The 13,988-nt window shown below is 41.9% G+C and carries 13 protein-coding genes, 1 tRNA gene and 1 pseudogene; 6 read left to right on the top strand and 9 right to left on the bottom strand.

The annotated features are described in order from the left end of the window. Window positions 1–3: 3 nt before the first annotated feature. Genes AC04NP_RS08130 through AC04NP_RS08120 form a run of 3 tightly spaced genes read right to left on the bottom strand, consistent with a single transcriptional unit; the run spans window position 4 to window position 2,009 of the window. Window positions 4–849: an MBL fold metallo-hydrolase gene (locus AC04NP_RS08130; protein WP_482859064.1), complete on the bottom strand. Its 846-nt coding sequence runs from the start codon at window positions 847–849 to the stop codon at window positions 4–6. Further along, window positions 846–1,025 (bottom strand): hypothetical protein, encoded by a 180-nt coding sequence (locus tag AC04NP_RS08125; RefSeq protein ID WP_482859063.1) that lies wholly within the window; start codon window positions 1,023–1,025, stop codon window positions 846–848. Before AC04NP_RS08125 ends, AC04NP_RS08130 begins: the two co-directional genes overlap by 4 nt. A 39-nt stretch (window positions 1,026–1,064) precedes the next feature. Further along, the gene (locus AC04NP_RS08120) at window positions 1,065–2,009 is read right to left on the bottom strand and encodes an acetyl-CoA carboxylase carboxyltransferase subunit alpha (protein ID WP_482859061.1); all 945 of its coding nucleotides are present in this window, start codon (window positions 2,007–2,009) and stop codon (window positions 1,065–1,067) included. 282 nt (window positions 2,010–2,291) lie between these two features. On the opposite strand from AC04NP_RS08120, the gene AC04NP_RS08115 reads away from it, so the two are divergent. Next, window positions 2,292–2,365: transfer RNA gene (locus AC04NP_RS08115), tRNA-Asp, on the top strand. Between the two features lie 444 nt (window positions 2,366–2,809). Here AC04NP_RS08115 and AC04NP_RS08110 read toward each other — a convergent pair. After that, the gene (locus tag AC04NP_RS08110; protein ID WP_482859060.1) at window positions 2,810–4,258 is read right to left on the bottom strand and encodes an NADP-dependent isocitrate dehydrogenase; all 1,449 of its coding nucleotides are present in this window, start codon (window positions 4,256–4,258) and stop codon (window positions 2,810–2,812) included. Between the two features lie 91 nt (window positions 4,259–4,349). On the opposite strand from AC04NP_RS08110, the gene AC04NP_RS08105 reads away from it, so the two are divergent. Together AC04NP_RS08105 and AC04NP_RS08100 are read left to right on the top strand one after the other, a co-directional pair. After that, the gene (locus AC04NP_RS08105; RefSeq protein ID WP_482859059.1) at window positions 4,350–5,246 is read left to right on the top strand and encodes a LysR family transcriptional regulator; all 897 of its coding nucleotides are present in this window, start codon (window positions 4,350–4,352) and stop codon (window positions 5,244–5,246) included. A 225-nt stretch (window positions 5,247–5,471) separates the two neighbouring features. Further along, the gene (locus tag AC04NP_RS08100) at window positions 5,472–5,912 is read left to right on the top strand and encodes a hypothetical protein (protein ID WP_482859057.1); all 441 of its coding nucleotides are present in this window, start codon (window positions 5,472–5,474) and stop codon (window positions 5,910–5,912) included. A 242-nt stretch (window positions 5,913–6,154) separates the two neighbouring features. Here the strand turns inward: AC04NP_RS08100 and AC04NP_RS08095 are convergent, their stop codons facing one another. After that, entirely contained in the window at window positions 6,155–6,631 is a 477-nt protein-coding gene (locus AC04NP_RS08095) for a hypothetical protein (protein WP_482859056.1), read from the bottom strand. Between the two features lie 258 nt (window positions 6,632–6,889). On the opposite strand from AC04NP_RS08095, the gene AC04NP_RS08090 reads away from it, so the two are divergent. Further along, window positions 6,890–7,678: a hypothetical protein gene (locus AC04NP_RS08090; protein ID WP_482859055.1), complete on the top strand. Its 789-nt coding sequence runs from the start codon at window positions 6,890–6,892 to the stop codon at window positions 7,676–7,678. On the opposite strand, the gene AC04NP_RS08085 is transcribed toward AC04NP_RS08090, so the two are convergent. Beyond that, window positions 7,650–7,955, bottom strand: coding sequence for a hypothetical protein (locus AC04NP_RS08085; RefSeq protein WP_482859054.1), 306 nt, complete (start codon window positions 7,953–7,955; stop codon window positions 7,650–7,652). The genes AC04NP_RS08090 and AC04NP_RS08085 overlap by 29 nt on opposite strands. Before the next feature lie 173 nt (window positions 7,956–8,128). Here AC04NP_RS08085 and AC04NP_RS08080 point away from each other — a divergent pair, with 173 nt between their 5' ends. Further along, the gene (locus tag AC04NP_RS08080) at window positions 8,129–9,772 is read left to right on the top strand and encodes a serine hydrolase domain-containing protein (RefSeq protein ID WP_482859053.1); all 1,644 of its coding nucleotides are present in this window, start codon (window positions 8,129–8,131) and stop codon (window positions 9,770–9,772) included. 146 nt (window positions 9,773–9,918) lie between these two features. On the opposite strand, the gene AC04NP_RS08075 is transcribed toward AC04NP_RS08080, so the two are convergent. The 3 genes from AC04NP_RS08075 to AC04NP_RS08065 form a co-directional block, all read right to left on the bottom strand. Continuing rightward, on the bottom strand, window positions 9,919–10,185 hold the full coding sequence (locus tag AC04NP_RS08075) for a hypothetical protein (RefSeq protein ID WP_482859052.1): 267 nt from the start codon (window positions 10,183–10,185) through the stop codon (window positions 9,919–9,921). A gap of 362 nt (window positions 10,186–10,547) precedes the next feature. Next, window positions 10,548–11,108, bottom strand: coding sequence for a hypothetical protein (locus tag AC04NP_RS08070; RefSeq protein ID WP_482859051.1), 561 nt, complete (start codon window positions 11,106–11,108; stop codon window positions 10,548–10,550). Window positions 11,109–11,291: 183 nt separating this feature from the next. Then, entirely contained in the window at window positions 11,292–12,188 is an 897-nt protein-coding gene (locus AC04NP_RS08065; RefSeq protein WP_482859049.1) for a DUF488 domain-containing protein, read from the bottom strand. Window positions 12,189–12,586: 398 nt separating this feature from the next. Here AC04NP_RS08065 and AC04NP_RS08060 point away from each other — a divergent pair. Further along, window positions 12,587–13,423 (top strand): annotated as a pseudogene (locus AC04NP_RS08060) (Nmad3 family putative nucleotide modification protein). Window positions 13,424–13,988 lie beyond the last annotated feature (565 nt).

The following is a 13,988-nucleotide window of genomic DNA, read 5'->3' as shown; positions in this document are numbered from 1 at the left end:
CTGTTATAAAATATCTTTTAATGCAAAAGTCTCATTGACCCGAATGCCTTTTTCTGTCATTTTCAGGTTACAACATTCGACCACGGGATCATGTTCAAAAAATAAAATGTAATCATTTTCATAAGCTTCCTGCAAAAAATCTGTTTTCTCTTTCACTGTTTCTAATGGCCGTACATCAAAACCCATGATATAAGGAATCGGCACATGACTGGCAGAGGGAATCAAATCAGCTACAAAGACAATGGTCTTATCCTTGTACCGGATCTTTGGCAACATTTGTTTCTCTGTGTGACCATCCATATAAATAATATCCAGGTTATCGAAAGGGCTCAATTGACTCGCTTCGATGAACTCCAAATGTCCCTGCTCTTGTACCGGTAGTATGTTCTCTTTCAGAAAACTTGCTTTTTCACGGGCATTAGGATGGGTAGCCCATTCCCAATGTTGTTGGTTAGACCAGTATTTTGCGTGCTCAAAAGTCACCTGATACTTGTCAGCCCCCCTGTCATATACGACCCCTCCACCGCAATGATCAAAATGCAGATGGGTCAGAAACATATCGGTAATGTCCTTGTGATCAAAACCTGCCTGTCGCAGGGATTTGGCAAGGCTGTCATCGCCATGCAGGTAGTAGTGACTAAAAAATTTCTGATCCTGCTTATCACCTATTCCATTATCAATCAGGATGGCTCGATCACCATCTTCAATCAACAGACAGCGCATGGCCCAGGTACAAAGATTATTCTCATCGGCCGGGTTAGTCCTTTGCCAAAGCGTTTTGGGCACTACGCCAAACATGGCGCCGCCATCCAGTTTGAAAAATCCGGTGTTGATAACATATAAATTCATGCGTCTGATAATGCCTTTTGTAAGTTGTTGATGAATGCTTGTGCCTTTTCGAGGGATTTGACATAGGACTTATGTTTTTTATCCAAAAAATAGTAACTGGAATAAGACTTGTTCCTGTTATCTTCCTGCCAATTGTTAAGAAAAAAGGCAATGGAAATACCGACAATCGCTACCATCAATTCAATCAGGTGGTTTTTCTAACAGCCCCACAACCATTATTTCACCTCACCCATGGCAGAAAACTTTTCAATCCGCTTGGCGATCCGTTCCTCTGCAGAGATTTTACTGAGTTCTTTATACTGTTTTAGTATTTCCTTTTTCATAATTCGGTACATGGCCTGGGGATCCATATGGGCACCCCCAAGAGGCTCTTTGACGATACCGTCTATTAATTTGAAGTCAAGCATATCCCTGGCAGTAAGCTTAAGTGCTTCAGCGGCTGCTTCTTTGTGGTCCCAGTTTCGCCATAATATCGTTGAACAGTTCTCCGGGGAAATCACTGAATACCAAGTATTTTCGAGCATCAGTACCCGGTCGCCAATAGCGATACCCAATGCCCCGCCGGAAGCCCCTTCGCCTATAATCACGCATATGACAGGCACTTTTAACATAAACATTTCCCGGAGATTCCTGGCGATGGCCTCAGCCTGCCCCCGCTGCTCTGCCTCCAAACCCGGATAAGCGCCAGGTGTATCAATAAAAGTAACAATGGGCTTATCAAATTTTTCTGCCAGTTTCATCAGGCGCAAAGCTTTTCTGTAGCCTTCGGGATTGGCCATCCCAAAATTTCGCATTTGTCTTTGCTTTGTATTTCTTCCTTTTTGCTGACCTATTAACATGAAAGTCTGTTTGTCGATAGTGGCAAATCCCCCTACCATGGCCTTGTCATCCTTCACATGCCGGTCTCCGTGCAATTCGATAAAGTCGTCAGTAATAGCATAAATATAGTCCAGGGTGTAGGGGCGGTCTGCATGCCTGGATAATTGCACCCTTTGCCACCTGGTAAGGTTATCAAAGGTTTCTTTTTTCAGGCTATTGATTTTATCTTCAAGTGATTTAACGGCCTCTGTAACGTCCACCTTGTTTTCATCGGCCAGTTGCTTCATGCTTAACAGCTTCTCTTCCAGCTCTGCTATAGGTTTCTCAAAATCCAAGAGCATCTCCTGTTTGGTTTATATTACAAATTTAAAATTTTAATCCATTTATGGAAGTTTATCCATGATTTATCCTCCCGGGGACGATGTTAATCGATCAACCGGCTGATCAAAGTAAAAACAATTTTGATTAAAAAGCGGAAAAAAAAATGGGTAAAATATTTTTCAGGAAATATTTGCCAAAAGGCTTTGGAAATAAATATGAATGCTACTAAATTTGCACCTCCTAAGCTGAAACTGTGGGGCATGCGTAGCAAAAATTTGGCGGTTACAGTTTCCGGTTTTTAGGGTCCGGTAGTTCAGTTGGTTAGAATGCCTGCCTGTCACGCAGGAGGTCGCGGGTTCGAGTCCCGTCCGGACCGCAGTTTTAAATCCTAATCATTTGAAAATCAAATAATTAGGATTTTTTTTAAGTTTCAACCATATTCCCTGGATACAAATCATAAACAAGCTTCATCCCGGATTCAATTTTTTCTATAATATGAAACAAGTTGGATACGGGTATTTTACTACTGGCAATTTTCGGACAGGCTGCAGACATCGGTAGACAAAATTTCTTTGTGTCTTGGTGCCTTTGTGGTTAACCATTTTTCACCACGAAGGCACCAAGACACAAAGAGACACAGAGGCTTTCACCTGTAAAATAAAAATACAGGCACATGCTTAAGTTGTGCAACACGCACGGGACGCTTGCGTTAGGAAAGATAAAGTTTTCGCACCATCAGCCTATTTTTTGACTTATTCTTCAAACAGCCTTCCGCCTTTAACAGAATGTAGTCGCTCTTATATTGCAAAGAGCGACAACTTTACTGCCCCTGCCCCAGGGAAAAAGTTATTTCCCCGTCAAACCGGCAAAGGTTTTCGGTTTTTATGATATCAAGTCCTGCATCCGAAATCATTTGGCTTATTTCGATGACATGGCTGTAATCCCCGGCTCTATCCATTTTCTCAGAAGTAAAACGGCATCTCCAGTGATCGGTGCAGAAGGTTTCGGGTAATCCCTCCGGGTAAACTTTTACCCCACGGTTAGTAATCAGCCGGATTTCAAAGGGGCCGGATTTGAACTGGCTCAGGATGTCGCCAAGGACATTGGGATCACGGCTTTCGCCATTCCAGTGCAGAAAAATATCCACGCCTACCAATTCTTTTTTGGCTGGTACCGGGGTCGTGAAGCTTCCCTGTATGCGTTGGTTGCTTCCCGAACTATAGCTAACAGGTTTGAGGTTTTCCGGATTTTGCCCCAGTCTCTCGATTATGGCATCAGTAAAACCCGAAGTACCAACCTTTTGTGTGCTTACTCCTTCCTTAAAAAGATCATAAGTATGAATACCATCTTCCAGTGTTTTCAACCAGGCATTATGTACTCTTTCCGCTACATCGGCCTGGCCAATGTATACCAGCATTTGAATGGCTCCCAGGAGCAATCCCGATGGGTTGGCCATATCCTGCCCGGCTCTGCGGGGTGCTGAACCATGGATGGCTTCGAACATGGCATAGTCGGCTCCGATATTGGCGCTCCCACCAAGACCAACAGAACCTGTGATCTGGGCGGCAACATCTGAGAGAATGTCTCCGTATAAATTCGGCATCACGATCACATCGAAATTTTCAGGGGTATCAGCCAGCTTGGCCGACCCTATGTCCACAATCCAGTGCTCGCTTTCCAGATCAGGATATTCCTCAGCCACCTTGTCAAAGGTTTTGTGAAACAATCCGTCAGTGAGCTTCATAATATTGTCTTTGGTGAAGCAGGTCACTTTTTTTCGTCCGTAAGCCTTCGCATATTCAAAAGCAAAGCGGATGATCTTTTCAGTGCCCGGCTTGGTGATCAGCTTGAGGCATTGCGTGACTTCATCGGTTTGCTGATGCTCTATGCCGGCATACAGATCTTCTTCGTTTTCTCTGATGATTACCACATCCATGACCGGATGTTTGGTGGCTACGTAGGGGTGATAAGAGATACAAGGCCTGACGTTGGCATATAGTCCCAGGGTTTTGCGTGTAGTCACATTAAGGCTCTTGAAACCACCTCCCTGCGGGGTTGTGATGGGCGCTTTCAGAAACACTTTGGTTCTACGCAACGATTCCCAGGACGCCGGCGCTATGCCTGAACTATGCCCTTCCAGATAGACTTTTTCCCCAATCTCAATGTGCTCAATATCAAGCTTTGCATCTGCTTCTTTCAAAATCTTGAGCGTGGCATCCATGATTTCAGGACCGATGCCGTCTCCCTTTGCAACCGTGATTTTCGTCATAATAATTTTCTTTATTTTTTAGGGACAAAGGTAAACAGGATGATTCATAAATTATTATTTATATTTACTATTATATACATAAACTTTTTTTATGAATTATACTTTACACCAACTCCAAATATTCCTCAACGTGGTACAGGCCGGCAGCATCACCAAAGCTGCCGAAGGGCTTTATATGACACAACCGGCTGTTTCCATTCAGTTAAAAAACCTCCAGAGCCAGTTCGATACTCCGCTCACAGAAGTGGTGGGTAAAAAGTTATATATCACTGAATTCGGCCAGGAAATTGCCAGGATTTCAGAAAGGGTGATTCATGAAGCCAATGCCATAAACTACAAAACGCATGCTTATCAGGGTGTGCTGACCGGCAAATTAAAGCTTTCATCGGCTTCTACCGGAAAATACGTCATCCCTTACTTTTTATCAGGGTTTCTGGAAAAGCATACCGGTATTGATTTAGTGCTGGATGTAACCAACAAAACCGCAGTAACGGAGAGCCTGAAAAGGAATGAAACAGATTTTGCGGTTGTTTCCATACTACCCGACGATATCGATGTGGCACAGGAAATCCTGATTGAAAACAAGCTGTTCCTTGTAGGTAACAATGCCATAAAACAACAAAACAAGCCATTGATCTACCGTGAAAAGGGATCGGCTACCAGAATGGCGATGGAAAAATATTTTATGACGGCAAAAGGCCATCACAGGAAAAGGATAGAACTCACTTCCAATGAAGCCGTAAAACAAGCTGTAATTGCCGGTTTGGGATATTCTATTATGCCCCTGATAGGGATACAAAATGAGCTTCAGAAGAAAGAACTTCATATTATTCCATCGAAAAAGCTGCCGATCACTACCGAATGGAGGCTGATCTGGCTGAAAAGCAAAAAGCTGTCACCTGTAGCGGCCGCTTTCCTGGATTTTTTAAGGACAGAGAAGAAGGGCATCCTTAAAAAAAGTTTTAAATGGTATTCAAAATACAGATAACACATAGTACCTGGAATGAAATTTTACATTAAGATTTTTTCGGGTAAGCTGGCGCCGTGGCTTGTTTGCAGATATGCCTACGAAAATGAAAAAAAAGAATAATCATAAAGAAAAACTTAAATCTCAGGAACCATACCTGTATCCGGTACAAGTGTTTTCAATGTCAAAAACAGCAATGAAAAGAATAATAATGGTTTAGGACGTACTACCGACGGCATCTTTATAATGAATGTTGTTCATCATGATGCAAAGCCCACACGTATCAGGCTATCTACCCGTTGTAATGTTACTTATAGATGCGGTACTTATGATGAGGTATGGGATCATTTAATAAATCCGGACGCCCCTTCTAACGTTTCAGATTGGAGTACAAATTTTGGAGATGGTAACTGGCATAAGCTTGAAGTCCATATGGTCATGAATTCCTCCCCGGGTGTCGGTGATGGAGTACTCGAAGTTTACTATGACGGCACCAGATTGGGTGGTCGTACAAATATCCCGTGGAAGATGGATAGCGCCGAATCATGGATTGAAGGGATCAATTATTTTGCTATTGCAGGGAACTCTGAGAACGAATGGGCAGGAAATATAGATTCGCCAAGCTCTCCTGAGCAGCGCTTTTACTTTATAGATGATATCCAGGTATGTACCACAAGGTGTCCATAAATCAGTTAATTCTATTTCCTTTATCGGCATGCCCGAGCATCACCGCTTTGGTGAAGATATCAATTTCAAAGGTGCAGCACACCGCAAGGTCATATGGCATAAATCTAAATAAAATTTCATTGGGTATCGATTTAGAACGAATCCTGATGATAGTGGGTTATAAAAAAGATTATCCTTGTAGATGCCTTCAGTCGCTGAAGGCAAGCATTGACGAAAAGGCCCAAAAAAGCAGTCAGCGTTTTTTATCCTTGCCCAAGACCTCCTGCCATATTCATAATGCCTGATAGCTCGTTTATGGTAGATATATTTAAGCTGGTAACAATATAAGACAGGACTCTATCATGCAATAGAAGATATTCTTTTAAATCGTTCACGCTTTTGCGGTAAAATGTAAACTGCTCATGAGCAGATTTGGATCTCATCATAATTTTGAAACCCTTAAGTTCAGCATTTGAGATGAAGTCATCATGAAACATCTTCCGGTCGGGTGGGCATTCTACAAATATCAGGAATTTAATTTTTTTCAAATATGCCATTTCCTCCTCATGTTGATATCGCTCATCTTCAGCCAACGTATTAAACATGTCTTCTGTGACTTCAAAGTAGGAGCAATCTTTCAACATTTCATGTATACGACCCACAAGCGCCGGATTGGTATTTTGGGCTTTGCCAACAAAAAAGGATAGTATCAGTATGGTGGTGAAGATAAGAGTTTTCATAACATTATTTGTTTGTTTCTATTTGATCAAATCTGTTTAATACAATACGTGCAGCATTAAAAAACATAACAGTCTGTGTGATTAATACCACAATATTCACAGCGTCAGGCAAGAAATTTGTAAACGCACATGTCGTTTCTTTACTAAAGGGAAAAATAGCCAGCCGCTCACGTCCGTAAGAAATATTTGAAAAAGGCATATGAATTGACGGTTAAAATCAGTTTTTTAATTTGCCTGTAGAATTAATACTTACATTTCATGAAGGAAACAAATTCAAAAAAACTTTTTTCACAAAAAGGTATTGCCATAGCTACATTTTTCGGAGGGCCCCTTGCTGCTGGCTATCTTATCCGTCAGAACTTCATAAGCTTAGTCAAAGAGCGTGAAGGTTTGGTCTCCATCATCCTCGGAATCGTTATTACAACGGTAATTTTTTCATTGTTATTCATGCTTCCTGATAACATTGTCGACAAAATCCCTAACCAGCTTCTTCCAGCAATCTATACCGCTATCATCTATGCCATAGTGGAATCAGTCCAAGGCAAAAACCTTAAGAGCCACAAAGAATCCGGCGGGCAATTCCAGTCGAACTGGAAAGCCACAGGGATCGGATTGTTGTGGATGCTTGTCATCGTGGCTGTGGTGGTACTTTACTACTTTATGGCACCGGGAGATTCAGGCCAAGCTGACAGGGAAGTCAAGCAAAAATTGGAGCAGATATACCAAAATGAAGAAAAGGCGTTGAAATTTTATGGCCTGGAACCTCAAACATCTACCGAAGATTTGGTAAAGGCGGTAAAGGATGAAGGTATTCTCTACTGGAATTTAAATTTACAACTGCTGGAAGAAATACAACAATATGAGCTCGAAGAACCTTACGAAGAATATATCAACAAGCTGTTCATCTACACAAGACTGCGGCAAGAGATCTATATCCTGATTCTCCAGGCCCTACAAGAAGATACGGACAAATATGATCGCGAAATTGAACAAAAAAACAGGTCCGTCCAAGCAGTGCTTAATGAAATTGATCAAATGGCAATATAAATACCGCCACTTTAAATGCCCATTGTTTACCATTAATTAAGAAAAACGGCTTGTGATTCTTCATGTAACCGGTAAATTCATAGATAAGTCCATGAGCATAACCTGCCAGTTCGTTAGGAACATCGATTATTTCCAAATCATTTAAATTCCACCGACTCATTCCGTTGGTGAAGATTTTCCCAACGTATACGCCATGGTTGTCATAGGATTCATGAAAAACATCAATCCAGCCTCCGGGATGTTTTGGAGCTATTATTCTGTATAAATATTTTAGCATATTATATGTCTTGGTTTATTGATAAAATTCATTAACAAGGTACAAGCCATGTATAAACGAGCGGAGTGGGCAAGGGGAATGTGCCGGCTGAACTGGTTTGATTCAAAACAACTTATCGCTACCTTTATGAATACCTTGCTATAAACTCCAACGAAATCTTAACAGGTTATACTATGAATAAAAATTCTGACAGCTACCCTCAACCAATCCGGGTGACAGCAGCCTTGCGACTTATCAACTGGCTTACAGGCTACTGCGCTATAGCCGGCATCCTGATCTCCTGCAGTCCCAAGGAGCCTCCCGCCCACCGAAATCTTTCAAAATCCTCCCCGGTAATTTCAGATACCTATAAGCCGCATGCCTTTGCAAAGGATGACCGCATAAAAAGAATCAAAAACCTGGCACCTCAAATAAAACAAATGGTAGAAGCGCATATCCAGGCCACCCACATACCCGGCGTCGCCTACGGGATCGTTGTCGACGATCAACTGGTGGTGGCTTCTGGCAATGGCCTTTCAGACCTGGAAAACAAACGCCCTGTCACTACCCGGTCAGCCTTTCGTATTGCCTCCATGACAAAAAGCTTTACCGCCATGGCCGTCCTGAAATTGCGTGATGAAGGAAAACTGTCCCTCAGCGATCCAGTGGCCGACTACATCCCCGAGATGGACAGCCTGACCTACCCCACCGCCGACGCTCCCACCATTGACATTGAAAACCTGCTGACAATGACTGCCGGCCTCCCCGAAGACAATCCCTGGGGTGACCGCCAGTTGAACGAACCGGAAGAAATGCTGAATGGCCTTATCGCTGAAGGTCTATCCTTTTCAAATCCCCCCTCCTACCAGTATGAGTACAGCAACACCGGCTACGCCCTGCTGGGCGGCATTATCTCACGTGTTGCCGGTATGCCCTACCAACAATATATCCGGGAGCAACTCCTGCAGCCACTGGGCATGGACCACACTTACTGGGAATATGACAGCGTGGCCAAAGACCAACTAGCTATAGGATACCGTTGGGAAGAAGACCAATGGAAGCTGGAACCTATGCTTCACGATGGCTCCTTTGGCGCCATGGGCGGACTGATCACTTCTATCGAGGACTTCAGCAAATATGTCAGCTTGCACCTGTCCGCCTGGCCACCCAGAAGTGATGACGATCAAGGACCGGTAAAACGCAGCACCCTTCGGGAAATGCACAGTCCTCAATTTACGCGTCTCTATGCCGAGGCCAAAGACATGGAAGGGGAGCCGTGCCCGATCATGTCTGGCTACGGTTATGGTTTGGGCATCAGCGAAGATTGCCAGGGTATTAAACGGGTGTCCCATGGTGGTGCCCTCCCGGGCTTCGGCAGCAACTACTCCTTTTTCCCTGATTACGGCGTAGGCATTATGGCCTTCGGCAACCTAACCTACACCTCCCCCTGGCCCACCAGGGAGGTCATCAACCTGCTGTTCGACAGCGCAAACCTGCAGCCACGCCAGCTTCCACCTTCGGATATCCTGCTGAAGCGACAGGAACAGGTCACCTTGTTCATCCAACATTGGGACAAAGACCTGGAGGCACAAATAATGGCAGAAAATTTTTACCTGGACCAATCACGGGAGCACCGAAGGCAAGAAATACAACAGGTGCTGAACAATGCCGGCGCTATTCAAAGTGAAGGCGACATACAACCACTCAACCAGCTACGAGGGAGTTATAAACTCCTGGCAGAAAACGGTGACATTGACATCTTTTTTACCCTCACCTCTGAGCAGGATCCGAAAGTACAGTACCTCAGGGTGAGGTTTCAGCCCAATGAGTCAAAGTAAAAAGCCGGATTTCATTACTTATCGTCGGAGAAGCCTGCTGCCTCGCTACCCATCTCCTCCCCTGTGCTTGGAAGGGAGCTACCGGGTACAGAGCCATGCCAATATGTACCCTCTGCATCCAACCCTTGTAACTTGTGGCAGGATGGTCAAGCCTGAAACAGATCTGCCTCTGGCTTTCTCGCTTTTTTGATACCGATACTGACCGGTAATAGGGCCGTAGCATACATAATCAGACTATATACCGCAGCCAGAATCATGATGCCCATAGCCATATTGGTATCCACATCCAGCAAGACAATAAGTATATAGCCAATGACAGGTAATAGTATGATCTGGTTAAGAAAACCGACAAATACTGCCAGGGGGAAATTTAAGTTTGAAATCGTACACGATAAGTGACAATCCCATACCAATCATGATGATGAAAAGCGCTATTACTAATACAATGGTTGCAGTACTGTCCATACTTTGCCAATTATTTTTGCGCGCCAGATATATGAAAAAATCGAACAATTTCCGATCCTGGGAATTGCAGGGTGCGTTGGCCAGGCGGCCCCAAAAGCAACGTACATGGATGCGAGTGGAGATGGTATATGGGTGAGACAACATATAAATGCCGATTTATGATCAGCATTATCAGGTCATATAATGGAATTATGCAGGTATTTTAGTTCTATCCAATAGATATCTTCAGATCATGGTTTTGACTCGTTAATACAGATGAGTAGCCAACCACAATGTTTAAAAAGCAAATATGGGATTTGTTGAACAAAAGCTAGGAAAACTCAAAGCGTCCGGTATAAGCAACGCCCTTATCTTTGGTTTTCGCAAAATCATCGATATATTTTTTGCGCACATCCTGGCAGGCCTTCTTTTCATCCCCTTTATGCCGTTTCAATGAGTTCCAATATAGCTGTCCAATTTCCCAATCTTCTATCATCATGGAGCTTTCAGTTCCTGTCTCATCTTTGAGCTTGTACGAAAACTTATACGGAAGTTTCTTCAACACTTCCAATTTACCCTCTGATTTGGTTTCAAACAAATTTAGCTGACTTAGTCTTTCCAATTTATCTTTATCCCACTCCCGTTTGGTATTTTTTATCTCCAATTTAAGTATTTCTGCAGGCTTAAAGACTGCCAGTGAAGTACCTATCTCTTCATTTTTAGCTTCTGATATCAGTGTTTTTAAGTTGGTGTAGACTTTTTTTAACACAATCTCGCGCCGGTCTTTCCAAGCATCACCATCCGGTTTTATTTCTCCGATAATCCTGATTTCGGTATCGTGGGTTCTCGGCCGGAAGCTTTCCTTTCTAAAGTCGCTTTTATTTTTAACCAAGTCAATTTCTATCCACTGGTATTTGGAATATTGTTGGGTATATGCCTTTTTTCTGAATTGGACCGGATAAATCCTTACCCAGCTACCATCCTATCTAAATCCGGCGGTACACACCAGTTCATCGTACTTACCTGAGATGGAAGGATAAGTCTTAACGGTGATCAATACTTTTTCCTTAGCCATTTATAGGTTTTTTTGCTCGATGCTCCACGAGGGCAATGCCTTCAGTGATTTGGCCACTATGCTTCTATGACACATGCAGGCTTCTTTCTCAAAACAAGTAATGGCCATTCTTTTATATTCTGTGGCCAAATTGGATATTTGAATTAAAAAATCATGATTTTCAACAAGCGTGGTTTTTTCATATTCGTCAAACAGCTTATTATAATCGTTCATGGTTTTCAGACCATTACGCTTTTCAGAATCTATACCCAATTGCGGAACATATTTATAGGTAATACCGATACTCTCACAGGCATTTTTAAGTTGATTCTTTGAAAAGCCATACTTCATACTTAGCGGATTCTTCCTCACATCACACAAAAGCTTCACATCATTGATGATAAGCTTGTTCAAATAACTTTCCAAGCTTACCCCCTCATAGCCAATAGTAAAAAATCCGGGCTTATCTATATTTCTTTTTTGGGAAATCACTTTTTCAAGTTCCTTTTTATCAAGGATATCATCCGCTATCTGGCTTTTAATGGCCCAGTACGGAAATTGTATATAGGTGTATTTAACCAATTCTTTTTGTGTCAAGCCTTTAATTTCCCTTTTTGTGCTTTTAATGGCCGACTGTTCCTCCTTCTTTAACTGCTGAAAGAATTTATCCTTTGATTTTAGCATCCATTTAATACCGTTACTGGTACTGGTATCTTTAAGAAAACCCTTTTTGGACAATGTCATCAAATCCTGGTTGGCCTGAAATGAATAGCTACCGAATTTATAGGGAACGAAGTCAAACGATTTGTTATCCTGCTTTCTTGTCACCAGGAAAAGGATCTTTTGGAGGCTGGTGGTGGTCAAAGACTCCCCAAATTCCTCCAGCACACTCAACAAAAGTTTTCTTCTATAATACATGGAGCGAATTTACAAATTTTAAGAGGCAAGAACCAATATTGGATTTAATAACCTGTTTAAATTCAGGTTATATACCTTATATTATTATCAAGACAAGTATTATCCGGAATGATTTTGATCCGGTAATACCTTGACTCCATAGAATGATCTTTGTCGAATAATAGCTGAATCATGGCATTTCATAAAGAATGTCTTAGGTGGAATTTATCATCGGATTTCTTATATACCAAACCATTGCCGCTTTTAGAAGGATGGGAAAAAGATAAAATACTGAATACATCCATACATTTGTAGAGCGGCAAGGAGGAGAAATTTATTAAATTTGTAGGGAGAAAGAAAAATTATTGTCTTTTTTCATCTCAATATTTTAAGTAATCATAATTAACCACAAAAAATCCATGCCCAAAATCATCTTAAGCCGCAAAGGCTTCGACTCCTCCGCCGGAGGGAAACCTAGCTTTATTTGGAATAACAGGTTATATAGTATTCCTATACCTCAAGCTTATTCAGGGGTATGTTACCAAAATTTACAAATTGAGGAAAATATATCCTACTGGGATATTATGGAAGATGTCGGCATCACCCAATACTCCGAAGCCCATCTCGATCCGGACCTTCATAAGGAAATATTAAACGACCGTAAAGATGGGTAGCTCCCAATATTCGGTCAGGCCGATAACGCCTTAAGCCACCTACTTAAAAAGGGAGTCGAAGAAGGTGATCTCTTTTTATTTTTCGGCTGGTTTCGGGAAATTGAAAAACTGGAAGGTGGAAATTTCAGGTATAAAAAAGGTAAACCCGACCTTCATGTGATATATGGCTTTTTAGAGGTAGGGGAATATTTTGATGCCTACAAAGGAAAGGCCCACGAAGACCTAAGAGTACAAAAACACATCCATCATAGACGAAAAGACAGCTATTCCCAAGTAGGTCAAAATGGGCTATTCATTGGTAAGGGGACCCCTACTTTTTATAAGAGCATGGCCGGATTATTTAAGTTTGATAAAAGGCTGCAATTAACTAAAGATGGTGAGAACCGCTCTCAATGGCTGCTGCCTAAGTGTTTTTTTGAGGAGGATGGTCAGTGCAAACTTACGCATCACCAAGAAAAAGTTGGGAAGCGGAACGGTGACAAATATAGTATCAAATCTGTGGGGAGAGGCCAGGAGTTTGTAGCGGAGATGGATGATGGCATCAAGGAATGGGTGAAGTCAATTGGGGATTTGGTGGTTTGAGGTTTGTTATTATTCTAATTTTTGGCTATCAAAATGGCCGTACTATTTCTGATTAGCACCACCATTTTATTAGCTTTATATGCCAGAAAAATTTTTCTGCACTATAAGCTTTTGCGAATAACCGAAGACGGAAAGATTGATGAAGACGAAGATTACTTTTTAACACTTTTGATGTCCAATAAATATTTTTATCTAAAAGTTCAGAGTGGTTCCTTAACTCCAATTACTAGCCATTTTACAGATGAATTAAGGAGCAACCTGAAAAACAAAATTAACCTTTTATTGAAATTCATTTATTACGGGTTGATATTATATCTAACTGGTATATTGTTGATCCAAATTTATATATATGTCTGACCATACTAAAAATTTGCTTGAAAGTCCATCACCTGTTGTGAAAACAGAATAAAATAGTTTATGCTGTCAATACACAACACAATCTTGGGTATTTTTCTACTTAAATCCTGACTTGGGAAAGTCCATTCCGGCCAATACAATATTATCTATCATGAATGGTTGGACTCAGACAAGGAAATTTTGAACAGCTAACTAACCTTGAAAGTGA

Source organism: Agaribacillus sp. DX54 (assembly GCF_056858335.1).
Note: the sequence above shows the minus strand (reverse complement) of the source record. Positions and strands in the feature narration are given on the sequence as shown.